The organism is Paenibacillus sp. FSL R5-0470, from assembly GCF_037975205.1.
GTDB lineage: Bacteria > Bacillota > Bacilli > Paenibacillales > Paenibacillaceae > Paenibacillus_AQ.
The window spans coordinates 3643808-3669201 of the sequence record NZ_CP150238.1 but is presented as its reverse complement, the minus strand read 5'-3'; the positions used below and the strand labels follow the sequence as shown (position 1 = coordinate 3669201).

Genomic DNA, 25394 nt, shown 5'->3' with positions numbered 1-25394 from the left:
TAAGCTCATAATGTCGAATGGTTGATAGGAATATCGCGATAAATGTTTATAGCAATATATAATGTACATAATGAATGATATTGATTACAATTTGGTTAAGTGAATGAATTTAATTAAGGAGGGAAAAGCGTGGGGGAGAACAAGAACATCAAGATGAAACTGGCTCGTATACAAAAAGATCTTTCCCAAGAACAGTTAGCGGAAGTTGTAGGGGTTACAAGACAGACGATTGGTCTGATTGAAGCCGGGAACTATAACCCAACGCTTAAGTTGTGCATAGCTATCTGCAAGGCATTGGATCGATCTTTAAACGATATTTTTTGGGAGGAATAAGATTGAGAGGGTTAAGGGTGGGTTCCATTATATTTTTCGTTGGGATTACATGGATGCAGTGGTTCATTATTAAAAGATCTAATAAAAATGCGGACAAAAGTCTAGATGGATAAGAAAACTAATAATTCACTCTTGTAAAACTAATATGATTAGTTTATATTTAAGCTAATACCATTAGTTTTATGGAGGGGTAATGATGAGAGTAACGCGTGAAGGTCATTTATTACAGCTAACTTGGATGCCAAGAGTGTTTCCTGTGAATTGTTACATCATTGAGGAAGAGAATGAGTTGACTTTGATAGATGCGGCAATGCCGTTCAGTGTAAAAGGAATTATAGATACCGCAGCGAAGCTTGATAAAAAGATCACTCGTATTATATTGACGCATGCTCATGACGATCATATAGGTGCACTGGATGAGCTAAAGAGACAGCTTTCAGAGGCTCAGGTGTACATTTCAGAAAGGGATGCAGCATTGCTTAGTGGAGATCGTTCCCTTCGTGAGGGAGAACCTCAGACCCCTATAAAGGGAGGCGTACCCAAGAAGGTAGCAACGAGACCAGATGTATTGCTCTATGATGGGGATACCATTGGTTCATTAACAGCAATTTTAACTCCTGGTCATACTCCTGGATCTATGTCTTTCATGGATACACGAAGCGGCGCTGTTATTGTTGGAGATGCTTTTCAAACCTTCCGGGGAACCGCAGTTTCAGGAACCGTAATTCCTTGGTTTCCGTTTCCGGCTATGGCAACCTGGAGTAAAGATCAAGCATTAAAAAGTGCGATTAAGCTTCTAGAGGCTTCCCCGACTATACTGGCTACTGGCCATGGAGACTTACTTAGAAACCCAGTGCAAACGATGGAGAAAGCTATACACAAAGCACAAATGATTCAAGATAGGAGTAATTAAAATGTCACCTAGAGCAGGATTAGATCGTCGTACGCTAGTTATTGCAGCAGCAGAAATCGCCGATCATGAAGGAATAGAGGCCGTAACCTTAGCCGCATTGGCTAACAAATTAGGTGTTCGTTCTCCGTCTTTATACAATCACATTAACGGGCTACAGGAATTGCGCACACAACTTGCGATTTATGGACTAGGCGAGCTTTCCAATGCAATGAACAACGCAGCTAAAGGCTTTAGTGGAGACGCTGCTGTACAGGCGATGGGGCGAGCGTATGTGGACTTTGCTAGAAGCAGACCTGGATTATACGAGACAACGTTGCGAGCCCCTGAACAGGCAAATACGGAGCTGGAAACGGCAAGTGATCATATTTTGAAGCTTATCATTCATGTGATGAAGGATTATCAATTGGGTGAGGAAGGAGAAATTCATGCAGTACGCGGGTTACGAAGCATTCTGCATGGCTTTGCCTCTTTGGAACAAAAGGGCGGTTTTGGAATGGCGCTTGATACGAATGTAAGCCTATCTCGGCTCATCAGTACTTATATTGCTGGGATCGGAAATATGAAGTCTAAATAATGGAGCACATAGGAGATGATGTTGTGATGTATAAGGGATATGAAGAGGAAAGTGTTATCACCTTTGAGGAAACTGCAGAACTCATTACCAAGATTGGGATTTTGCCGCTTGCCACTCTGATTCCTGAGCACCCATCTTTAAATGGATTAACGAAAGCGGAGAATTGGCATACGGGTTCAGAGCTAGATCCATGGTCATGGCGTGTAAGGTTTCCTTCTGAAGGCCTGGCTGGATACGGTAAATTTGTTAAGAAGAAAGCTATCTTGGTCTCTAGGGAGTGGTTTCCAGCATTTGTGTCAGCTGTAGGAAGTACTAAATCTATAGAACAACGTTATAATGACGGATTGGCCAGCAGAGAAGCAATGACTTTACTGCAAATTATCCGTGAACATCAAGGGATTGATACGCGTATACTTCGTGTTGAAGCTGATATGAAGGCTAAAGAAAAGAAGACGGCTTATGATAATGCGGTTACGGAGCTTCAGGCATCGCTGGACATCGTTATTTCAGGTGTAAAAGAACGCCAAAATGCAGAAGGTGAGAAAAATGGCTGGAGCAGTACCTCGTTTGAGACTGTAAGCCACTGGATGGAAGATAACGGTCTTTCCTCATTTGAAGGCGATAGAGAAGAGGCGATAGCTTGGCTACATTCCAAAATGAATGACATATGGTCGCCTTCAGCAATAGCCTGGACGAACAAAGCATTTTCATGGAAATAAAAACGGTTAACCACTACTCCCATGAGAGTGATTAACCGTAAGCGTTTTCTAATAAAATCATATCCATCACATTATTGTTCCAACATAGGTGCCAAGTAAGCAATCAGGAAATACAAGAATCCGAAAAACAGCATAACATAGGCGGTATATTTGATTGCATTAGATGCAACAATTCTTGAATCCACCGGTGCTTGAATTTCGAGCTGTTCTTCTTCAACGCTGTCAATTTCATTGGATATTGGGTCTCTCAACATGATAATCCCCTCCTTGGAAATTAGATCCTTAACTGTATTGTGACATATTTGTGAACGGAAATCAACAATAGTGTGAACAAATATTGAACTTTTATTCAAATTTGGACTATTTATTTTCTGGATATCTAGTATGCAATAAAAAACAACCTGCTTTTGTCCTCGGAAGAGGAACCAAGCAGGTTGTTTGGCATTTTATTTATTCAATAGTTTAAGCGAACAATTTAAGCCCAATCTCCATCACGGAAGATAGGTACGGTTGTTCCATCATCCTTAATACCATCAATGCTCATTTCAGGTGAACCCATCATAAAATCAACATGTGTATGGCTTTGGTTCATTCCTTTTGCCTGCAATTGTTCTTTGGTCATTGTCGTACCTTCTTGAAGGGTAAAGGCATATGCTGCACCTAACGCCAAATGGCAGGAGGCATTCTCATCATATAATGTGGTGTAATATAGAATTCCGCTCTCGGAGATCGGGGAGTGGAAAGGCACCAAAGCGACTTCTCCAAGATAAGCAGAGCCTTCATCTAACGCGATAAGGGAAGCAAGCGTTTCTGAACCTTTTTCAGCGGTGAAATCCGTTACTTTGCCGTTCTCAAAGGTAAGAGTGAAATTATCAATAAGATTACCCCCATAGCTTAGCGGTTTAGTGCTGCTTACCTTACCATTCACACCAGACTTCAGTGGGGCAGTAAATACTTCTTCTGTAGGGATATTGGCTAGGAAAGGGACACCTTTGCCATTGACAGCTCCGGCTTGACACCAGATATGGCCTTCTGGTAGTTCAATCGTCAAATCGGTTCCATGTCCTGTATAGTGCAGCTTACGGAACTTATTATCATTCAAAGCAGTACAACGTGCTTTCAGGCCATCTAAATGTTGACTCCATGCTTGAATAGGATCAGCCTGATCCGCTCGTGTTGCTTTAAAGATAGCATCCCATAGCAAATCAATCTGCTGATCAGGTGATGCTTCAGGGAATACTTTTGCCGCCCATGATGATGATGGGAAGGCTACAATACTCCAGCTTACGTGATTCCCCATTAACAGTTCACGATATGGAGCTAATGTCTGTCCAGAGATCCGCTGATTATCCGCAATTCTTCCTGACTCAACACCGCTCAATAGATCTGGATTCGTTGAAGTTATCGATAGAAATGCTGCACCTTTTTTAGCCAGATCTTCTAATTCATCTGCTTGCCATTGTGGCGGTTCCAAAAAGGAATCGGATGGAGCGAGGTCATAACGTGTACGTGTAACAACCTCGTCGCTATAATTAACCTTGACGAGCTTCGCACCCGTTTCATAGGCTTTGCGTACGACAAGACGCACTAGTTCTGCCGAAACGATGTCGGCATTTACAACAAGGGTCTGCCCAGGTTGGATATTAACCCCAATCTTCACTGCCAGCAACGCATAGTTCTCCAGTTTTTGCTTGAAATCTAACATAGTTTCAACTCCTCCCAATATCTCTAGTCTTTTATTTCATATTTGCAATAATTAGAACGCCCAGTTTCCATTCAGGAATACAGGTTCTTCTGTTCCATCAGCAGTAATCCCGTAAATATTCATCTCCGCAGAACCGATCATGAAATCCACATGGGTAACGCTATTATTCAATCCATGTGCAATCAGTTCATCCGGAGTCATATCTTTACCGCCTTCTAAACAGAAAGCATAAGCCATACCTATAGCTAGATGATTGGATGCATTCTCATCAAACAAGGTATTGTAATAAAGAATATTGGACTCTGAGATAGGGGACTTATGTGGAACTAATGCAACTTCACCTAGGTATTTTGCTCCTTCATCCATACTAATGAGGTGCTCTAGTGCTTCTTGTCCTTGCTCTGCACTAACACTAACAATTCGTCCATTCTCAAAAGTAATAGAGAATCCATCGATAATGTTGCCGCCATGGCTAAGAGGTTTGGTGCTTCGTACGGTGCCATTTACACCAGTCTTTAGAGGAGCGGTAAATACTTCCTCGGTAGGCATATTGGCTACAAAAGAATGACCTTTCGCATTAATGCTGTCACCTTGTGCCCAAATATGACCTTCTGGAAGCTCGATGCTTAGGTCCGTACCAGATGCTATGTAATGCAGTTTCTTATATTTTTTTGCGTTGAGTACATTTGCTTTTTGATCTAAGGTGTCGAGATGTTCTTGCCATGCAGCTACTGGATCTTCACGATCAAGACGTACGGTGTGGAAAATAGCTTCCCATAGCTTACTTACACGTTCTTCAGCTGGAACATCCGGGAATACTTTATCCGCCCAAGCCTGACAAGGTACGGCAACAATACTCCAGCTAACTTTGTCGGACATTTGCATTTCACGATATTTGGTGAGTGCGGCTCCCCGTACTTTTTGATAATTTGAAATGCGTACAGGATCAATACCTTTAAGTGCATCAGGATCTTCCGCGATCACGTTAAGAATAGCCGCACCCTTCTCGGCGAGTTCGGTCATTTCACCTGCGTACCAAGTAGGAGGCTCAGTGAACACTTCTGGTGCAGCATGTTCAAACTGCTGGCGTGTAATGCTTGCATCACTCCAGTTCACCTTCACCAAGCTTGCTCCAATCGCATATGCCTTGGCGGTAATCATACGAACGAAATCAGCTGCAAGAATCGGTGCATTCACCACCAGAATTTGTCCTGGTTGAACGTTAACCCCAATTTGCACAGCTAAATCTGCATATTTACTAAGCTTTGCCTCGAAATCAGTCATCGATATTTCCTCCAATTACTAATAGTTTGGTACTTTACAAGTATTGTACTAAATTATTAACCGCCGGATGAAAAAAGTCAATTACATGGAATTTACAGTGTAAATTGAGGAATTACATTCATTTCAATGCTATACTGAGAGGGGAAATGATTTGATGAATGGAAGGAAGATTAGCGGATGAATTTAGAGATCGTAAGTGCTGAAATGAGCCGTAAAGAGGATAAAAGCTATGTAGGGAGGACGATATTTACTCTCGAAAACCATAAGGCTCCATATGAGATTACTTTTTTCAGTACAAGAGGAACGGAATGGGATTACAGCCTAAGCTTTGCTGGTGAGCCTGGAAGTGAAGAGCAGTTCTTAGAAACTGACGCGCTACTTGAAAATGATGACGATGTATACAATCAATTGCTTGATGCCGCATTAGATAAACAAGAGATCGTTGAAGAGTAAAACATACAAGTGTTGATTGATTACCAGCGGCAATATTCATTGCCGCTGGTTACATCTCGCCTTATCCGATTGTAATCTTACCTTCAGGATATCTGTAAAGTTCCTTACTACCCTTAGGTTTGAGTGCATAAGCTAGAGTAAGCGGACCTGTCCGACCCAGAAACATTAGAAAAATAATGAGCACTTTACCCGCCGTAGTCAATTCTGGAGTAAGTCCCATGGAGAGACCAGAAGTCCCGAATGCAGATACGGATTCAAAGAGTACAGCAAGAAAGTCAGCCTTTTCTGTCACGGATAACAACATCGTAGCAATGACCACTAACATTAGAGACATCAGTGTCATCGTCACGGCTCTATAGACATTTTCTTTGGCAATTCGATGACGAAACATTACAATATCCTCTTTACCCCTTAGTCTTGCAGAAACCGCAGCCACTAGAACAGCGAACGTAGTAATCTTAATTCCCCCACCAGTAGATCCAGGCGCAGCCCCTATGAACATTAGCAGAATCATTAGAAATTGCGTTGATTCCCGCATCAGTGGAATTTCAATTGTAGTGACGCCACCTGAACGTGGTGTTATCGCTTGTAAAAATGTAGCCATCATCTTTCCACCTGCACTCAAGGGCTTCAGCGTAGAATTAAATTCTAGTAAGAAAAATAGAGCAGCCCCAATGACAATCAATATCATAGAGGTCGAAAGAACAACCTTAGAATGTAGAGTAAGCTTTTTGCGTTTTGGAAAGTCAAAAACATCAGATAGGACGATAAAACCGACCCCTCCAAGAAAGATGAGGATCATTGAGGTGAAATTCACTATAGGATCATTTACAAAACGAGTAAGTCCACTAAAGGGCCCATGAATGTCACCGAATAAATCAAAGCCTGCATTATTAAAAATAGATATGCTGTGAAAAATTCCATAATATACAGCTTTCCCGAAAGGCATATCCATCATAAACCTACCGGCAAACATGATGGCACCTGTGAGCTGAATAACAAGGGAATAGATCAGGACTCTGCGGATCAACTGGACAATACCTTGCATGGAATTCTGGTTCATAGATTCTTGCATAAGAATTCGCTCTTTAAAGGATATTCGTTTATTAAGGACCAAAGTAATCAAGGTGGCCATCGTAATAAAACCCAATCCCCCAAATTGAAATAATACGAGTAGAACAACTTGTCCAAAAGTAGTCAACTGTGTGCCCGTATCAATGACTGCCAGACCTGTAACACAGGTTGCCGATGTAGCCATGAATAATGCATCAATAAAAGAAATATGCCCTTCTACTGAGGCGACCGGCAAACTAAGTAAAAAAGTTCCGGCAGTGATAAGTATTACAAATCCTAGTGATAAGACTTTTGGTGGAGTTAATTTCAATCCACCGAAGTTCAGATTAGCCAATTCAATTCTCCTGTCATACGTGAAATTAGAGTAGTGCACACAAAATTATAACATAACTTGCCAGACCTTCCCTAAGTGGAGGGAGGTAATTGACATATTTTATCGAATTATTCTAGAATAACACCCTATTCTGCAACTTTAAAGAGGAGGCTTTCTTAATGGTGGTAAGTCCGATTCTGAATCAGATTGGTGCAGTTTTTATTCCGGTAAAGGATATTGAGAAATCCAAAGAATGGTATTGCCAATTGCTTGGTTTGCCTTTGGATGGTGAAGTATTATTCGGGCATCTATACGTGATCCCCATGCAAGGACCAGAAATCGTATTAGACAGCAAAATTTACACTTCTGAGTCCGTTCTTAATATCCCCTCTTTTCATCTAAATACCGAGGATATTGATGCTGCTTATGACTATGTGAAAGCAAATGGCGGAGAGATTCTTACGGATATCGAGCATGACCATTGGTTTAATTTTAAAGATCCGAATGGCAATGTTATCATGGTCTGCCGTTGTTAAGAACGATTAAGAAAGGAATAAACAAATGATAAGAGAGGCTGTTCCTGAAGACGCATTGTATATTGAAAACTTATATCGAATGTTGTTGCCTGAGCAGACAGCTATACAAGTGTCCCCGGACCGACTGAAGCGGATAGCTGACAATACGGATAGTTTTCTTTATGTGTACGAAGAAGAAGGGGCTATTGTTGGGACGCTTCATCTTCATTTATGTATGGATGCTTTATGTGACGATCGACCCTTTGCTGTCATTGAAAGAGTCATCATATCACAAGAGGTGAGAGGGAAAGGATACGGTGCGAGACTAATGAGATACGCTGAGCACGTAGCCACTTCTAAGGGCGCCCTTAAGATCATGCTATCGAGTGCGGTCAGAAGAGAGGATGCACATCAATTTTACGAGCATCTTGGCTACAATAGCAGCTCCAGTAAACTGTACAAAAAGTACTTATAGCTATTTATGATTGGAAGTGATGATATGATGGTTACACTTAAAGTGCTTATACCAGAGGATGCAGAAGAATTACTTCGATTACAGCATCAGTTGGATCAGGAATCCAAATTTATGTTATTAGAGCCGGATGAACGACAATCCAGTCTAAATCAGGTCAAAGAGATGATCGAAAGCTTCGCTTTAGCAAATACTTCAATCCTTATTGGTGCTGAGGTTGATAACCATTTGATAGGTTTTATGTCGGTTAGAGGTGGAAATGTTAGACGCAATCGCCATAGTGCGTACATAGTCATTGGAGTTCTAAGACAGCATCAAGGTCAGGGGATTGGTACGGGGCTATTCAAAGAACTGGATGTATGGGCTAAGAATACTGAAATTGTCCGGTTAGAGTTAACAGTTATGACCCATAATGAGATAGCTATGTCGCTATATATCAAAAATGGGTTTGAGATCGAAGGGACGAAAAGAAAATCACTTGTAATTGATGGCCAATGGATAGATGAATATTACATGAGTAAGATTTTGATAAAAGAAAAAAGGATAGAGGATCAGATTTAATCTGATAACTCTATCCTTTTTTTTATGATTAAAAGCTTATGAATTCTCAAGCTCTGACGATTCAGTGTCACCAGTGGTCTCAATGATGACCTCAACCTTGCGTACACGGTATCTGTTCATTTCACGAATGATTAAGGTTACGTTGTCATGTACAATGCTTTTGCCAACGGCCGGATCTGGGATATGACTGTATAACCAGCCTCCAATCGTTGTCACTTCCTCATGTTCGAAATCAAGACCAGTAAGCTCCTTGACCTCAATTAAAGATACCTTACCATCGAACAGATAATTTGTATCGCTTAGTTTCTCAATTTCTCTGCGCTCATCACCGTCAAATTCATCTCGAATTTCACCAACGATTTCTTCCAAAATATCTTCAATTGTGATGAGTCCAGACGTTCCGCCATATTCATCAAGCAGCAGGGCGATATGCACCCGCTCCAACTGCATACGTGTTAAAAGGTTCTTAACAGGTGTTACCTCAGATACGGTTAGGACTGGCTGAATCAAGCCTTTGAAATCAAAATCAGGGTTATTGTCATATTGCAAATAAAGCTGTTTCGTATTAATCATTCCGATGATATTATCCTTGCTACCTTCTGCAACCGGGAAGCGAGTATATTGTTCCTTACGAATAATCTCGAAATTTTCTTTCAATGAATGATTGGTGAAAAGACATACCATATCCGTTCGTGGAACCATGATTTCTTTGGCCAACATCTCGTCAAAAGTAAAGATACGGTTGACATAGCCATATTCAGCTTTATTGATTTTTCCACTTTCATAGCTTTCGGATAAGATCAAACGAATCTCATCTTCACTATGAGCGTCTCCATGCTCACTGGCAGGCTTCATCCCGAAAAGGCGAACAAGCAGATTTGCGGAACCATTCATAAACCAAATGAGTGGGTACAAAATTCTGTAGAACCAAATAATCAGCGGTGATGTAATTTGACCGATTTTTTCCGGAATGTTTATAGCTACTGTCTTCGGAGCAAGTTCCCCGACAACGACGTGTAGGAATGTTGCAATGACGAATGCGAATAAGAACGCAAGAGGGTGACTCACACTTGGACTAATATTAGCCCAGTCGAATACCGGAAGGAGCAACTGCTCAAACGCTGGCTCTGCCAGTGCACCAATACCCAGTGCAGTGATTGTAATCCCAAGCTGACAAGCAGATAAGTATCCGTCAAGATTAGCAGACACTCGTTGTACAGCTAGCGCGTTCTTCTTTCCCTCGATCACCATTTGACTGATCTGACTACCTCTAAGTCTCACCAATGCAAATTCCGTTGCTACAAAAAAAGCGGTTAAAATAATCAAAATAGCCACCAACGTCAAACTAAGTCCTATACCCATATAATCTTTACCATCCCTTTCGTTCCTAAAATAGGTTATACTCATATTATGAGTTCTTATGAACTATTCTACGAACTTTTCAGAGAAATATCAAATGGTGGAGGGAAACAGATATGGAATCATTTGCATTGACTCGTGTGGAGATGTCCAGTCTTCTGCTCTCATTGACCGGATTATCAGACCGGAAACCGCTGAATATCCTCCAAGAGGCATGGACTAAATTTCATCTTGATGAAGTACAAAAGGGGACTTCGTTACCCGCTTTTTTATCTACAGATGTTCCACCCATTTTTCAAAAGATCATTAAGGGGCATGATGTAAAAGGCTTTTCACTCGGTGAAATTGCTTCATTAGGCCATCTAATAGAGTATTCCACCTTGACTGTGACTACTATGCAAAATTGGGTGAAGCGTGATTTTAAGGAGTATCTCGGTTCTCCAAGAGAAGGAAAGAAGTATTCAGTTAATCAGGCAGCACTTCTGTTTATGATCGATGATCTCAAATCGGCCCTAAATTTCGAAAGTATTCGTCAGCTATTCCGATTAATGTTCTTAAAGCCAGATCGAGACGATGATGATCTTATAGAACCGGCGAAGTTGTATTACGCATATGCTGGGCTGTTTGAAGAAATCAAGAGCAATCCAACTATACAAACCCAATGTAAAGTAGATCAACTTTTACACAAGGAGTTCTCCTGGAAAGAAGATTCCCTGCTTAGAAGTTCCACAGATCGTGTGATCAATCGGCTGACGCATCTTACGAGATCTCAGAGAGAGTCTGTCCGCAACATACTTCTGATAGCCACGATAGCTGTTCAGACCTGTTATTTTCAATCGCTTGCCAGACAATACTTTAATGCAGCTTTATTTCTTGATTTTTGAACGCTTCAATTTTAATATGTATAAGTGAAACAATCAAAAGTAAGTTTCATAAGATATATGTTGGATATAAGGGGGCTTAGAAGTGAATCAAATGACACTGCTGCGGAATCCGAAGCAAAGGAAATTACTCTTCAGTGCAGGCTTAAGCTGGATGTTCGACGCGATGGATGTCGGGATGATTTCTTTTGTTGTAGCGGCTTTAGCCAAGGATTGGAATCTGGGACCGGAGCAGATAGGTATATTGACAAGTATTAACTCCGTGGGTATGGCTGTGGGTGCTGCGGCAGCAGGGATATTAGCCGATCGTTTTGGACGTAAACCGATACTTTTATGGACACTCCTAATTTTCTCGGCTGCGAGTGGGTTATCGGCTTTTGCAACAGGCTTCGGAATACTCTGTGTACTTAGATTTATCGCTGGCTTTGGACTAGGTGGGGAGCTGCCCGTCGCCTCAACATTAGTGTCTGAAAGTATGCCTGCCCGTGAGAGAGGCCGTGCGGTTGTGCTGTTGGAGAGCTTTTGGGCGGTTGGATGGATCGCTTCTGCTTTAATTGCATTCTTTGTTATTCCTGATTATGGCTGGCGTGTAGCATTCGGTATTGGTGCTGTTCCAGCTCTATACGCTCTATACTTAAGACGTGCTATAGACGATTCACCGAAGTTTGCTGAGATCAAGAAGGCGCCTGTGTCCTTGAAAAAACGTATCACAACAGTATGGTCACCAGAGTATCGTCGTTCTACGATTATGCTGTGGATTTTATGGTTTACTGTAGTGTTTTCGTATTATGGGATGTTTCTATGGCTGCCTACAGTTATGGTACTTAAAGGCTTCAGCTTGGTTAAAAGCTTCGAATACGTGCTTATCATGACGTTAGCTCAGCTGCCGGGTTACTTTACTGCCGCTTACTTCATCGAAAAGTTCGGACGTAAGTTTGTCCTGGTCATCTATATGCTGTTCACTGCCGTTAGTGCGGCATGGTTCGGAAATGCAACTACAGAAGGCATGCTGATGGCGGCCGGGATTTGCTTATCGTTCTTTAATCTCGGAGCATGGGGTGGCATGTACGCTTATACACCAGAGTTGTACCCAACAACTATTCGCTCAACAGGCGCTGGTTTAGCGACTTCCTTTGGCCGGATTGGCGGCATCATCGCTCCTTTGTTAGTAGGGGTGCTGGTAGGTAAATCTATAGCGATTGGCTCGATCTTCATGTTATTTTTTGTAACGATTATTATCGGTGCGTTAGCGGTGCTCTTCCTAGGAAAAGAGACAAAGGGAACGGAGCTCCTGTAAAGGATAATTCTTCATTACATACTTGATGTTAATCTACCAACAATGCTAAAATTTAATAAGAACAAAACGGTTCCTTCACAGTTGTGAACAGGGCCGTTTTTTTTAACATTAGAAACTATATTTTTAGGGCCCCCGCAAAGAAGGCGTTATGCTTGCATTAGTCCTTCTTTTATAAGAACGGAGCGATCGAACATGAGTAAGGATAGGAATCAGCCTCATTTCACGGAATTAGTCTGGGAAAGTACGGAACAAAACGTTCCTATTCCCCCGCGAAATTCATCAGAACCAGCGCTGCCAAAATTATCTACTGCAAATGTAGGGAAGCCTAAAGTGTCGTCTGAACCTTCTTTACAGCTTCAGCTTTGGGATCTGGAGACCGACACGCCGGAGCCTGTGACAACTACCGAAGGTCAGTTTGTAGCTAGAGCGAAGGAGTTGGAACATAGAACCGAGGATTCGGCGCTATTTATTCCTTTTAAGAGTTACTGGCCAACGTATGGTCATATGACGGGCACGCAAAGTAGATGGTATTTTTATTGGCGCAATGAAGTTAGACAGGGTAGATATCCGAAAACGGATCTTTCATATATTTTTCTGCACGTGTATGAGCTTATTAATGGTGTAGGCTGGCAAGATCCTTATGATGGCTATAAGCAGCTCAGTCAAATCTGGGAAGCTTATCGTGAAAATTATAAACGTCTGGATCAATATTTGGGTGGTTGGATCGCGGACTTCTCGTTTGTTCATCATTTGGATGTGCCTCTATCTTTAATCGTTGCTCGTTCACGCGGTCTTGCCGGAGATCTGGCAGAGCTAGAGTTAGAGAGATGTCTTACTGTAGCTCCTGAGCAGTTAACCTTTACGGTATTAACAGCAATGTCGGACTACGATATTAGTAAATCGAAGTTTTATATGGGGGAAGGTAAAGAAGCCCTCGAACGATATATTCCACAGGTAGTGGCATTAATCAACGCTTATGTCAGTAGGAAACATGGCTCGAATTTGGTTGAAATGTTCCCACCAGGCCCCTCAGTAATGCGGGAGCGTTATTTATTTCGTAGCGCCGTATATGATATTTCGCTATATGGTTATTCAGTACTTATACCGGTTGTGCGTATCAGTAAATCTCCACCGATTCGCAGTTTAATTACAAGGCTATTCCGTTTGACTGAGAATAAATTACGGGAACTGCTGGGGTATCGAGGACGGCTCAAAGGGGTTAATGTGGATGCAGATATGGATGACCTTATCACTCGTTTTCTGAAGCGGGAATTTGAGAAAGAGAAACAGGAAGATAAGGGGCCGGCAGTAGTTATTGATCGTGAGAAGCTTGAAAGGCTGCAGAGTGATTCCGAGATTGTACGAACCATGCTTACGGTTGAGGAAATGAATGAGCTGGAAGAACTTGAGGATAGCGGTTTTGAGATTACTAATGAGGAATCCGAGCTTGAAGAAGTAGTAGAAAAAGAAGAATTTGAAGATATTGAAGATGAAATCATTGTACCGCTTCAGTCTCTTGAGCCTGAATTAACTATAGAAGAAATTCAATCTGCTAACGTAGATACGGAGTGGGAGCAGTTCTCTAATGCTTTAAGTCCACTCCAACACAAAGCCCTGATTGCGCTTATGAACGAGGATGGAACACAAACCATTCAGAAGCTAGCGGCTGCAAATGGCACGATGTCAGAACTCTTGATTGATGAGATCAATGATATCGCAATGAACATTCTAGGTGATTTGATCATAGATGGTGAAGAAATTGCAGAAGAATATAAAATTCATCTGCTTAATATTTAATGGGGTGAACTTTGGATGAATGGTTTAAAAATACCCAAACGCATGACGACAGCGCTAGTCAATTCACTGACAGCCGGTGTGGTTCCGCGTATCGGACTAGAGCATATAGCCGTTGGCCGCAGGCCAGAGATTGAAGCGATATTGAGAGATATGGATAATATTGCGGAGGGTGGAGCTGCTTTTAAGCTGATTACCGGCAAATTCGGTAGCGGCAAAAGCTTTCTTTTGCAGATGATCCGTAATTATGCAATGGATCGGGATTTTGTAGTAGCCGATGCGGATCTATCCCCTGAACGAAGATTAGTGGGAACGAAAGGACAAGGTCTTGCTACATATCGAGAGCTGATGAGTCATTTGTCTACCCGGACGCGTCCAGATGGAGGCGCTCTGGAGATTATTTTGCAAAAATGGATCATTACGCTTCAGCAGTCTGTGATGCAAGAGAATGAATATGGCCCTGATCACCCCCAGCTTGGAGACGAGGTAGAGAAACGAATCTATGCTGTAGCCTCCGAAATGCGCGGTTTGGTGCATGGATTTGATTTTGCCAAGGTGCTGGCTTCTTATTGGAATGCCCATAAGCTCGCTGACGATGAATTGAAGCAGGATTCCCTTCGCTGGCTAAGAGGTGAATTCGCCACTCGAACGGAAGCACGAAAAGCACTTGGTGTTGGCGTGATTATTGATGATGATAATTGGTATGATTATATGAAGCTGTGGGCGGAATTCACTTCTGCTATCGGTTATAAAGGACTGCTGCTGTTCATAGACGAAGGCGTCAACCTCTACAAAATCACGAACAGTATCTCACGTCAGAGTAACTATGAAAAGCTGCTTACGATGTTCAACGATACGATGCAGGGCAAGGCAGAAAGCCTAGGGATTTTTATAGGGGGAACTCCGCAATTTGTGGAGGATGGACGGCGTGGATTATTTAGTTATGAAGCGCTGCGTTCAAGATTAGTTGCAGGAAGATACGGCGCAGCAGGTCTGAACAATTATACTGGGCCTATTATTGCACTGGACATGCTCTCACATGAAGAAATTCTGATCCTTTTGCAAAAACTTAGAGATATCCATGCCCTTCATTATGGTTACGAAGCACAGTTAACACAGGAGCAATTGGTTCATTTTATGGAAGAAGCTGTGGGCAGATTAGGGGCAGACGAGCTCCTGACACCGCGTGAAGTGGTGCGTGATTTCATGGATCTACTTCACACCTTACACCAGCATCCGGAGATCTCTTTCGAGAAGCTAGTGGGCGAACGAACCTCTAAACCTGCCGATACTGAACAAAATGAGTTAGATGGATTCCTCGCGGAGTTTGAATTATGAGTGATAATCCGTTTTATAGGCTGGCTCCCTTTATTAAAGAGTTTATCTATAAGAACCGTTGGGAGACTTTGCGTGAGGCGCAGGTGGATGCCTGTCGTGTGCTGTTTGATACACCGCATCACTTACTGATTGCTTCGGGTACAGCTTCAGGTAAGACAGAGGCGGCTTTTTTTCCAGCGCTTACTGAGCTGTATGAACGTCCTTCCGGTTCGGTTGGTATTCTGTATATCGCTCCGCTGAAAGCATTGATTAACGATCAATTTACAAGGCTGAACGATTTGCTCCGTGAAGGCAATATTCCGGTATGGCACTGGCATGGGGATGTTCCGCAAGCCGATAAGACGAAACTGGTGCAGAATCCTTCCGGCGTGCTACAGATTACCCCTGAATCGCTTGAAGGACTATTGATGAACCGTCCGAATGCTATCCCGGCGCTGTTTCATGATCTCCGATATATTGTCATTGACGAGGTGCATGCCTTTATGGGTGCTGATCGGGGGATTCAGGTTCTAAGTCAGCTGGCGAGAATCTCACGAATGGCGGGATGTCATCCGCGTAGAATCGGTCTATCGGCTACGCTTAGCGACTATGCTTCGGTAACGGAGTGGCTGGCGGCAGGGACGCGGGAGAGCGTAGAGGTGTCCGCTCCACAGGGCGGGCGTAAGCTCCGTTTAAGTGTGGAGCATTTCTCTTTCCCGGATGCACGGGATGAAGTGCAGGCGGAGCATTTAGAACGCGCGAAGCAGTCTTATTACGATTTCATTTATGATCATACGCATCTTAAGAAAGCGTTGATCTTCACGAATAGCCGCTCGGATGCGGAGACAGCAACCCTTGAGCTGCGGAGAACGGCCGCGAAGCGTGGTGAACGGGATGTTTTTCACGTTCACCATGGCAGCATCTCCGCGATGCTCCGCGAAGAGACGGAAGCCGCGCTGCGGCAAGGCTCCGGACCTGCAGTTGCGGCAGCGACATTGACGCTGGAGCTGGGCATTGATCTAGGAGAGCTGGAGCGGGTGCTCCAGGTCGGCGCTCCTTATAGCTGCGCAAGCTTTGTGCAGCGACTCGGCCGCTCGGGCAGGCGTGGTGACGCCGCATCCGAGATGATCTTTGTCACGCCCGAGGAAGAGGATGAGGAAGCACAGCTTCCGGCACGGATGCCTTGGACGCTGCTTCGAGCGATAGCGGTTATTGAGCTATATGTGCGCGAGAAGTGGGTTGAACCACTGGTGGTGCGCCAGCTGCCAGTCGGGCTGTTATACCATCAGACGATGAGCATATTGAAGAGTATGGGGGAGGCGGAGCCGGAGGATTTAAAGGAGGCTGTACTAAGCTTACCTTCCTTCAATAGCATTGATCCTGCCGACTACGATACCTTCATGATTTATATGCTGGGTATGGGACAAATCGAGAAGATGGATGAAGGCAGCTTGATTATTGGGATGGCGGGGGAGAAGATCGTGAATAACTTCCGCTTCTACGCAGTCTTCAAAGACGATGAAGAGCATGTTGTCTATAACGGGACTGAAGAGATTGGCTCGATCACAACTGTACCACCACCGGGTTACTGTTTTACTCTGGCAGGGAAGCTCTGGAAGGTAGAAGAGGTCGATAATCGACATAAAGCTGTTTATGTAAAAACCTCACGCGGTAAAGTGGATACGTTGTGGCTTGGAGCGGGCGGGGATGTGCATACACGAATTATGACCAAAATACGTGAAGTGTTAGGCGCAACATCCTTGTATCCGTATCTTGCTCCGAGTGCGGCTGCGCGGCTTGAACGAGCTCGTCGTTTAGCGAAGGAAAGTGGAATGCTTGAACGTTCCGTTATGCCGGCAGGTGGTGATTCGATGTTTATCTTACCGTGGGCGGGGAGTCGGCAATTCCGTACACTAGAGCGCCTTCTCAAAAACAATTTGAAGAGCTCTCAGGGACTTCGATCTATCGTGCCGATGGAACCTTATTATATGGTGGTTGCAGGCAAATCAGATGCAGAAACGCTGGAAGCGGAGATCATCGCTGAGAGTATGGCTGCCGTTGATCCTTTAACATTATTATCTCCAGATGAAGCACCCTACCTCGGAAAGTATGACGAGTTCGTCCCGCATGAGCTGCTGCGCAAAGCTTTTTCTTTGGATGGATTAGATGTTCCAGGGCTGCTAGAAGTACTAAAACAATGGCGGCAACCACAGTAACTATCTTAAATATTTTTAATCGAGACGCCTGCTTATGCGGGCGTCTCTTTATGTTCGGACGCACAGCAACGTGTATCTCCTTCCGCCGATCTAGACTTTCCTCCTATTCCATAAGTTGTATAAAAACAGGGCAGGCAGAGAATAGTATCTAGAAGATTCCTATTAAAGGATGATAACGATGTGGTCTAAAATAGTCTCTTATATTCCAGATTGGACAGTTTTTATGCAGGCAGCCATCACGCTGCTCTTTCCCATAGGGTTATATTACCTTTACAAGCATTTGTATTTTTATGTTGGAAGCGGACGCTCCAAGGAGTCAGGAGCTGACTCTCAGGAGGAACATAAGAAGGCAGACAATGAGGGAGTAAAACAGCAGCAGGGTGCGTCTACAGTGTTTACGCAAGATTATGATACCGACCTAGCGGCGATAAGAACGGCCTTGGGGGGGAACAGTGATGTGCATTTTCGTGAATTTTCAGTCAAAGGTATTCAGGCACGTGCCGCATTGATCTATGTGGAGGGCATGCAGGATGAAGAGCTAATCAATCAACAGGTGCTGCAAAATCTGATGTTTGCCGGTGAAATGCAAGCTTCGGAAGGAATATACACCTATATGAAACAGAATATGCTCCCGCTGGCTCAGCTTAGTGATGCTAGAGATTTGGACCATCTGCAGGAGTCTGTCCTGTTTGGATACACTGCACTGATTGTCGAAGGCATGCGTGAGATGCTTCTGGTGGGCTTTCCACATGGAGCAGTGCGCGCAATTACTGAGCCAACCTCGGAAGCTTTACTGCGGGGACCTCGGATTGGCTTTACCGAAGTACTCAGTGAGAATACCTCTATGCTTCGGCGTCAAGGGCTCAATAAGAATCTGGAAATGAAAAGGGTTGAAGTGGGTAGCGAAATTAAGAAGAGTCTAGTTATCGCTTATATGAAAAACATTGTAAATCCTGATCTGCTACAGGAAGTGAATGAACGGATCTCCAAAATTGATATGGATTTTATTCTGGAATCTGGCTATGTGGAGCAGCTAATCGAGGATGATTATTTAAGTCCATTTCAGCAAACACAGAATACAGAAAGACCCGATCGAGTGATTGCCTCTTTATTAGAGGGGAGAATTGCAATTTTGCTGGACGGCACACCGTTTGCACTCATTGTTCCAGTGACGTTCAGTATGCTTTTACAGTCTCCCGAGGATTATTATGAGCGCTGGTTTCCTGGTACACTTTTACGGGTGTTACGGTTTTGCGCAGCATTTCTGGCGCTGTTAGCCCCTGCGCTTTATATTTCCTTTATCTCCTTTCATCCGGGACTAATTCCTACTCAGCTGGCCATTTCCATAATTGAAGCACGCCAAGGTGTACCCTTTCCTGCTTTAATTGAAGTACTGATTCTGGAGATTTCCATTGAGATCTTACGTGAAGCTGGAATTCGTCTGCCGAAGCCCATAGGTCCGGCAATGGGGATTGTCGGAGGTCTGATCATTGGAGATGCTGCGGTACAGGCCGGTATTGTAAGTCCCTTTCTAGTAATTGTCGTAGCCGTGACAGCGATCTCTTCGTTTTCCATACCGATGTACAGTGCTGGAATTACTCTAAGGATCTTACGATTCGCAGGCATGTTATTTGCAGCGGTTCTGGGCATGTACGGAACCATCCTGTTCTTCCTGCTGATTTGCAGTCATCTGACTCGCCTTTCAAGCTTCGGGGTTCCTTACATCACACCTATCTCGCCCTTTCGGGTAAGTGACTGGAAGGATTTATTTATCCGTGCACCGTTATCCATTATGAAGCGAAGACCGGAGATGCTGAAGACCCAGAAGAAAAATCGCAAATCCTAGAGAATGTATTCTTGCAGGAGCAGGGGGAGACCACAGTGTTCAAACGTACGGATGACAAAATCACAACTTCGCAAGCTGCCATAGTATTGACCAATTCGATGCTGGGTGCCGGAATTTTGACCTTGCCAAGAGATCTTGTCAAGGCTGTACAGACTCCTGATGCCTGGGTTTCTGTGGTGCTGGGTGGTGTCGTCGTGTTTATGGTAATTATGATTATGGTAAAGCTAAGTCAGCAATTTCCTGGTAAGACTGTCTTTCAGTATTCCAAAAGAATCGTAGGGAATCTCCCAGGCGGTGTACTGAGTTCCCTTCTGATTCTATATTTCATAGTGGTTGCGGGCTTCGAAATCCGAGTACTGGCGGAAGTAACGTTGTTTTTTCTTCTGGAAGGGACTCCAATTTGGGCGATTGTGATGCCGTTCATCTGGGTAGGCACCTATTTGGTGTATGGGGGGATTAATTCCATTGCCCGTGTGTTTCAAATTGTGTTTCCGATCAGTATCTTTATCCTGATTATTTGTTTTATCTTAAGCTCCAGAATATTTGATATCCATCATTTACGCCCTTTTATGAGTGAAGGCCTGATGCCGGTCATTCGGGGGATGAAGTCGGGCATCCTGATCTTTACTGGATGTGAGGTTGTTATGATCATGACGGCCTTTATGGAGCATCCGCAGGAAGCGGTGAAAGGGATGATGGTCGGATTCTGTATCCCGTTGGTACTGTATTTGGTAACTGTTGTGATGGTTATTGGAGGTCTGTCCATCAATTCTGTAATCACCAGTACCTGGCCTACGATAGATTTGGTACGAAGCTTGGAAATTTCAGGATTCTTTTTTGAGCGATTTGAATTTCCTTTGTTAGTCATATGGCTGATGCAGATGTTCTGCAATTTTTGCAGTTTTTTCTTTAATGCGTCACTTGGAATCTCGCAAGTGTTTAATCTGAAGATCCATCCGGTTATGTTCGCCCTAATGCCTGTAATTTTCATCTGCACGATGATTCCTCAACGCATCAACGATGTCTTCAGTCTTGGTGAATCGATTGGCTATATGGGTGTGCTGATTTTTATGTTGTTGCCACTGTTATTGTCGATCGTATTACTGATCAGGAAGAAAGGACTCAAGCAGAATGTTTAGACAAAGGGTAATACACTTACTAATAATATTCATGATTCTGCTTACGCAGCCTGGTTGTTGGAGCAGTAAAGAGATTGAAGACCTGAGTGTTATTACGGGATTGGCGCTTGATAAGGGGGAACCTAGAACGCTCGAACGGGAATTTGAGGAGCGTGGAGGGAGCTACCCAAAGCATAATAAACTTACGGCAACCGTACAAATTGTGCCTGAAAGAACAATCGGGAACTCCGGTAAAGAAGGCGAAAAAACCAAAACCCATTTTTACAATATTTCAGAAACAGGGGATTCTCTGCTTGAAATATTCCGTCAGTTCTCCATTCGCAAGAACCGTCCGATTATAGGCCATCACCTTAAGGTTATCGTCATATCAGAGGATCTAGTGCAAAAGGCGAAGATCAGACAGTTAATGGATTTTGTACTCCGAGATAACGATATCCGTCCCAGTTGTCTCATATTTCTTAGCCAGGAGCTCGCGTCCGATTCGCTTATGACGACTGAGGAGGAGATTCCTTCCTTCCGGCTGGTGGAGATGGTCCGTAACAATTTCAGAACCAGTAAAGTTATGAAGGGCATAACGTTATCGAATCTAGATGCGCTGATGTACTCCAAGCAAAGCTTTGTGTTGCAGAACGTTATAGAGGCTCAAGGTGAGATCAAATTTTCCGGAGCTGGTATTATCAAGGGGGATACAGGACATTGGATCGGAAATCTCGACCAAAATGACGTGGAGAGTATTGCCTGGATCAAGGGGGATATAAGAGGAGGGAGCCTCAAAGCATATGATCAGTCGAACGACTCGATTACTTATGAGATTAAATCCGTTAAGAGCAAGATTACGCTGAAAGAGACCGATGATAAGAAGATATCCTTTCATGTTGCAATTGAGTCCACTGGACGACTAATAGAGGATTGGAATGTTGATGCGCATTCCTCGGATGTTGATTATTTCAAAGAACTAGAGAAGATATTCGAAGAAAAATTAACCCAACAAATCAATGCTCTTATCAACAAAATGCAATCCACTTACAAAGTGGATGTAGCAGGATTTGGAGATTGGTTCAGCATTAAAAAGCCTCATGTCTGGAAACAGATTAAGGATCATTGGGACGAGGAATTTACTCGGATTCCAGTGACCTTTGATCTAAAGCTTAAGATTACCGATTTTGGTACAACATCTGATTGAACGAATTTCCAGACAGAATATCGAAAATATTGTTAATCGAAGCACCCCAATTAGCGGGTGTTTCGTTATGTTCGGACATATATTGTATTTTTCTAGAAAAAACAAACCATATATCTTAAATTTGACACCTTGTTGAAAGCGCTTAACAGTACAATAATAAGCCTATAACGAAAATAGGGGGCGTCAAACAATGGTCAGCAAAAAAATGAAGGCAACTTCAACAATTGCGTTATCAGCAGCTTTGGTTTTAAGTATGGCAGCGTGTGGAAATTCAAACAACAACGAGAGTAAAGGCGCTACAGAGTCGAAAGGAAATACAGCTACGAATGCTCCAGATGCCGGAACTACAAAAACCGAAAGCGGTAAGAAGGTCACGATTACTTTTCAAAATATTTACCCGGATCCAGCAACACCTTCTTATAAGATGCTTCATGAATTAGTTGACCAATATGAAAAAGAAAACCCTAACATTCACATCGAACTGGATACTTTAAATACGGACCAGCAAAAGGTCAAATTGAAAACACAAGCCGCTTCCAAAGAAATTCCTGATATTACGATTGTTAACCCGGCTGCACAAATGAAACCATTCGTTGATGCAAAGCTGTTTGCTCCTCTGAATGACATGCTGGATCAAAATGGACTGAAAGACACTTATCAATCCGGTCTACTTGATTACTACAGCTTCGATGGTAATGTTTATGCGCTGCCAGATGGTAATAACATCGAGGTAGTCTACTATAATAAAGAACTCTTCGAGCAAGCGGGCATCGCAGACACTCCTAAAACATTCGATGAACTACTCCAAGATGTAAAAACCTTGAAAGCAAAAGGCATTACGCCAATCGCGATCGGTGAAAAAGATTCATGGACGGGTTCATTCTTGTTCATGAATATCCTGCTTCGCACCAATGGAGGCCCTGGTTTCCTTCAAGATGTACTTGATGGCAAAAAAACATTTGAAGATCCTGCTTTCGTAGAAGCTGTAGATCGTTTCCAAGACCTCGTGCAAGCAGGTGCATTCCCAGATGGAGCAACTTCCATCGATGCTAATGCAGGTGGTAATATCTTCAAATCCGGTAAAGCCGCTATGTGGGTTATCGGTTCATGGGAAACGGGTGCAATTGACGCATCCTCAGTTGCTGGTAAAGCAGGAGCCTTTCAATTCCCAAGTGTTAATGGTAAAGGGGATCCAAATGAATTCATGCTCGCACCAGGTAGCGCCTTTGCGATTTCTGCAAACAGTGAGCATTTACAAGAAACGAAAGATTTCTTGAATTTCTTCACACTGAATCTTCCTAAAAAACAATTTGAACTTAAAAATGCTGTAGGGATTGGTCAAAAAGTGGATGGAGACCTGAAAGGCGCAGGATATTCTGATCTGGCGATCAACATTTCAGGATTGTTCAATCAGGTTAAAGGTGGCGACTTGGCCTTTGACAACACCATGAACCCAGCTACGGCACAAGTCCATCTAAGCAGTATCCAAAATCTTTTTGTTCAAAAAGTGGATTCCGCTCAAGTAGCTAAAGAACATCAAACCGCATTTGAAGCTAATAAATAAGAAGGTTTTGAAAACGCGATGCGAGGGTGCTTAAACGCTTCTTCGCATCGTGTTTACATTCTAGGGGGCGGAAATAATGAAGGTACTAAAGGTTCCAGCGCGCACAATCGCCGTCTTCGTGTTACCTTGCCTGCTTTTGTATGTGTGCTTGGTGTTTGCTCCTATCCTAGTATCCTTTTATACAGGATTGCTGCAATGGGACGGAATTACGACTACGAAAACATTTGCTGGACTTGCTAATTTCAAAGAGATGTTTTTTCATGATCCAGTGTTTTGGCCATCTGTAAAAAGAACGTTACTCTATGCTGTGGCTTCCATGGTGGAAATTCCATTTTGTTTGTTGATGGCTATCCTGCTAAATCGGTACGTGAGAAAAGGAAACACTTTAGTTTCTATTTACTTTACACCGGTTATTTTGTCGGTGGTTATCATTGGGCAGCTTTGGAAAACGATCTATGACCCTGTCTCCATGGGCGGGATGTTGAATGGCGTCCTGATCTCTCTTGGGCTGGATAGCTGGACTCATAATTGGATCACAGAACCTAAAATTGCGATGTTCGCGCTTTATGCAGTATCTCTTTGGCAATATTTTGGCTACCATTTGCTGATTCAATATACCGGTGTTCAGAATATTCCGGATGAGCTGTATGAAGCGGCAAAGATTGATGGGGCTGATGGATTTAAAGCCGATCGATATATTACTTTTCCACTGATTATTCCAATCTTTAAAATATCTATCGTACTCGCCTTTATAGGGTCTTTGCAGGCTTTTGATCTCGTTATGGTCATGACAGCCGGTGGACCTGCTCACGCTACAGATGTTATTTCTACACATATGTACAACAGTTCTTTCTTATCCTTTAAATATGGATATGGTAGTGCTATCGCTTCGTTCTTGGTCATACTGTGCCTTGTGTTTACTGCTAGCATTAATACTATCTTTAATAAGCTTGAGAAAAAATTCAGTTAGCAAAGGAGTGCGCGATCATGCGGAATGTCAAGAAAGGACTCGTGTATCTTCTCTTTGCGATTCCTGTCGTTACCCAGCTATATCCTCTGCTATGGCTAATGCTCTATTCCTTGAAGACCAACGAAGAGATTTTGGGAGGAAGTTTTTTCTCATTTCCTAAAGTATTTCAGTGGCATAACTATAGCGAGGCTTATAAGTCAGGTAGCTATCTAAAGTATTTATCTAACAGTGTAGTGGTTACCGGTGTAACAATGATCTTCGTCATCCTGCTTAGTTCGATGGTAGCTTACGCGATCTCACGGTTCCGTTGGCGTTACGGCAACTTGGTCATGACGATCTTCTTAATGGGGATGATGATCCCCATGCAGGCCACCTTGCTTCCGCTGATGATCATTTTCAAAAATATGCATATTCTGAATACACACTTATCACTCATATTGCCTTATGTAGCTTTTTCAACCCCAATAGCGGTGTTCATATTAAGTGGCTTTATGAAGAGCATTCCGCATGAAATTGAAGAATCAGCCTTTATTGATGGGGCGAGCGTATATCGGATCTTCCGCACGATCATTCTTCCGGTATCTGTCCCACCTGTAATGACTGTATGTATTCTAACGTTCATCAACATTTGGAATGAGTATATCTTAGCGGCCACCTTCATTTCCTCCGAGAAATTGAAGACCTTGCCCTTTGGTGTGTACACATTCGTTAGTCAGTATTCTGTAAACTATGGGAATATCGGTGCATTTCTAGTGATGGGTGCGTTACCCGTCATTTTAATCTATTTCTTCTTATCCAATCAGATTACAAAAGGAATGGTGGCGGGCGCAGTAAAAGGATAAATCTATATTGCAAATTACAATAATGGAATTATAATGAAGAAGCAGCAGGACAGATGAGTTTGAGGAGGGA

Annotated in this window: 24 protein-coding genes; 19 read left to right on the top strand and 5 right to left on the bottom strand. The window is 43.2% G+C overall.

The window, feature by feature from the left end; genetic code table 11:
* Positions 1-153 precede the first annotated feature (153 nt).
* The 4 genes from MKY99_RS16010 to MKY99_RS15995 all read left to right on the top strand — a co-directional run bounded on the left by MKY99_RS16010 (position 154) and on the right by MKY99_RS15995 (position 2539).
* Entirely contained in the window at positions 154-333 is a 180-nt protein-coding gene (locus MKY99_RS16010; RefSeq protein ID WP_042132222.1) for a helix-turn-helix transcriptional regulator, read from the top strand.
* A gap of 196 nt (positions 334-529) precedes the next feature.
* Positions 530-1246, top strand: a complete 717-nt coding sequence (locus MKY99_RS16005; RefSeq protein ID WP_339271676.1) for an MBL fold metallo-hydrolase — start codon at positions 530-532, stop codon at positions 1244-1246.
* A 1-nt stretch (position 1247) separates the two neighbouring features.
* Entirely contained in the window at positions 1248-1820 is a 573-nt protein-coding gene (locus MKY99_RS16000; RefSeq protein WP_042188592.1) for a TetR/AcrR family transcriptional regulator, read from the top strand.
* Between the two features lie 26 nt (positions 1821-1846).
* Complete coding sequence (locus MKY99_RS15995) at positions 1847-2539, top strand: hypothetical protein (protein WP_339271674.1); 693 nt, start codon at positions 1847-1849, stop codon at positions 2537-2539.
* Positions 2540-2610: 71 nt separating this feature from the next.
* Here MKY99_RS15995 and MKY99_RS15990 read toward each other — a convergent pair whose 3' ends face one another.
* From MKY99_RS15990 to MKY99_RS15980, 3 genes are all read right to left on the bottom strand, one after another.
* Positions 2611-2793, bottom strand: a complete 183-nt coding sequence (locus MKY99_RS15990; RefSeq protein WP_042128123.1) for a hypothetical protein — start codon at positions 2791-2793, stop codon at positions 2611-2613.
* Positions 2794-3014: 221 nt separating this feature from the next.
* Positions 3015-4244, bottom strand: coding sequence for an aminopeptidase (locus MKY99_RS15985; protein ID WP_339264948.1), 1230 nt, complete (start codon positions 4242-4244; stop codon positions 3015-3017).
* A 51-nt stretch (positions 4245-4295) separates the two neighbouring features.
* Complete coding sequence (locus tag MKY99_RS15980; protein ID WP_339264946.1) at positions 4296-5528, bottom strand: aminopeptidase; 1233 nt, start codon at positions 5526-5528, stop codon at positions 4296-4298.
* A gap of 177 nt (positions 5529-5705) precedes the next feature.
* Here MKY99_RS15980 and MKY99_RS15975 point away from each other — a divergent pair, with 177 nt between their 5' ends.
* Positions 5706-5981, top strand: coding sequence for a hypothetical protein (locus MKY99_RS15975; protein WP_042188584.1), 276 nt, complete (start codon positions 5706-5708; stop codon positions 5979-5981).
* A gap of 61 nt (positions 5982-6042) precedes the next feature.
* Here the strand turns inward: MKY99_RS15975 and MKY99_RS15970 are convergent, their stop codons facing one another.
* Positions 6043-7389 carry a TrkH family potassium uptake protein gene (locus MKY99_RS15970; RefSeq protein ID WP_339264944.1) on the bottom strand — a complete coding sequence of 449 codons (1347 nt, stop codon included), beginning with the start codon at positions 7387-7389 and terminating at the stop codon, positions 6043-6045.
* A gap of 161 nt (positions 7390-7550) precedes the next feature.
* Between MKY99_RS15970 and MKY99_RS15965 the strand changes: the two genes are divergently transcribed.
* The 3 genes from MKY99_RS15965 to MKY99_RS15955 are packed head-to-tail and all read left to right on the top strand — an operon-like array spanning position 7551 to position 8916.
* On the top strand, positions 7551-7904 hold the full coding sequence (locus MKY99_RS15965; RefSeq protein WP_042193979.1) for a VOC family protein: 354 nt from the start codon (positions 7551-7553) through the stop codon (positions 7902-7904).
* Positions 7905-7929: 25 nt separating this feature from the next.
* Positions 7930-8358: a GNAT family N-acetyltransferase gene (locus tag MKY99_RS15960; protein WP_339264942.1), complete on the top strand. Its 429-nt coding sequence runs from the start codon at positions 7930-7932 to the stop codon at positions 8356-8358.
* Positions 8359-8364: 6 nt separating this feature from the next.
* Complete coding sequence (locus MKY99_RS15955; RefSeq protein ID WP_339264940.1) at positions 8365-8916, top strand: GNAT family N-acetyltransferase; 552 nt, start codon at positions 8365-8367, stop codon at positions 8914-8916.
* Positions 8917-8952: 36 nt separating this feature from the next.
* On the opposite strand, the gene MKY99_RS15950 is transcribed toward MKY99_RS15955, so the two are convergent.
* The gene (locus tag MKY99_RS15950) at positions 8953-10278 is read right to left on the bottom strand and encodes a hemolysin family protein (protein WP_042188579.1); all 1326 of its coding nucleotides are present in this window, start codon (positions 10276-10278) and stop codon (positions 8953-8955) included.
* Between the two features lie 113 nt (positions 10279-10391).
* Here MKY99_RS15950 and MKY99_RS15945 point away from each other — a divergent pair, with 113 nt between their 5' ends.
* The 11 genes from MKY99_RS15945 (at position 10392) to MKY99_RS15895 (ending at position 25324) form a co-directional block, all read left to right on the top strand.
* Positions 10392-11159, top strand: coding sequence for a DUF1836 domain-containing protein (locus tag MKY99_RS15945; protein WP_339264938.1), 768 nt, complete (start codon positions 10392-10394; stop codon positions 11157-11159).
* 82 nt (positions 11160-11241) lie between these two features.
* Positions 11242-12453 carry an MFS transporter gene (locus MKY99_RS15940; protein WP_143759352.1) on the top strand — a complete coding sequence of 404 codons (1212 nt, stop codon included), beginning with the start codon at positions 11242-11244 and terminating at the stop codon, positions 12451-12453.
* Positions 12454-12645: 192 nt separating this feature from the next.
* Complete coding sequence (locus MKY99_RS15935) at positions 12646-14250, top strand: TerB N-terminal domain-containing protein (RefSeq protein WP_339264936.1); 1605 nt, start codon at positions 12646-12648, stop codon at positions 14248-14250.
* Between the two features lie 15 nt (positions 14251-14265).
* The gene (locus tag MKY99_RS15930) at positions 14266-15585 is read left to right on the top strand and encodes an ATP-binding protein (protein ID WP_149647456.1); all 1320 of its coding nucleotides are present in this window, start codon (positions 14266-14268) and stop codon (positions 15583-15585) included.
* Complete coding sequence (locus MKY99_RS15925) at positions 15582-17780, top strand: DEAD/DEAH box helicase (protein ID WP_339264933.1); 2199 nt, start codon at positions 15582-15584, stop codon at positions 17778-17780. Before MKY99_RS15930 ends, MKY99_RS15925 begins: the two co-directional genes overlap by 4 nt.
* Before the next feature lie 178 nt (positions 17781-17958).
* Positions 17959-19626 carry a spore germination protein gene (locus MKY99_RS15920; RefSeq protein WP_339264931.1) on the top strand — a complete coding sequence of 556 codons (1668 nt, stop codon included), beginning with the start codon at positions 17959-17961 and terminating at the stop codon, positions 19624-19626.
* Positions 19627-19661: 35 nt separating this feature from the next.
* Positions 19662-20765: a GerAB/ArcD/ProY family transporter gene (locus MKY99_RS15915; protein WP_339264930.1), complete on the top strand. Its 1104-nt coding sequence runs from the start codon at positions 19662-19664 to the stop codon at positions 20763-20765.
* Positions 20758-21948 (top strand): Ger(x)C family spore germination protein, encoded by a 1191-nt coding sequence (locus tag MKY99_RS15910; protein ID WP_339264929.1) that lies wholly within the window; start codon positions 20758-20760, stop codon positions 21946-21948. The genes MKY99_RS15915 and MKY99_RS15910 overlap by 8 nt, the downstream gene beginning before the upstream one ends.
* A gap of 190 nt (positions 21949-22138) precedes the next feature.
* Positions 22139-23512, top strand: a complete 1374-nt coding sequence (locus tag MKY99_RS15905; protein ID WP_042188568.1) for an extracellular solute-binding protein — start codon at positions 22139-22141, stop codon at positions 23510-23512.
* A 76-nt stretch (positions 23513-23588) separates the two neighbouring features.
* Entirely contained in the window at positions 23589-24482 is an 894-nt protein-coding gene (locus tag MKY99_RS15900; protein WP_042188566.1) for a sugar ABC transporter permease, read from the top strand.
* A 17-nt stretch (positions 24483-24499) separates the two neighbouring features.
* Entirely contained in the window at positions 24500-25324 is an 825-nt protein-coding gene (locus MKY99_RS15895) for a carbohydrate ABC transporter permease (RefSeq protein ID WP_042188564.1), read from the top strand.
* Positions 25325-25394 lie beyond the last annotated feature (70 nt).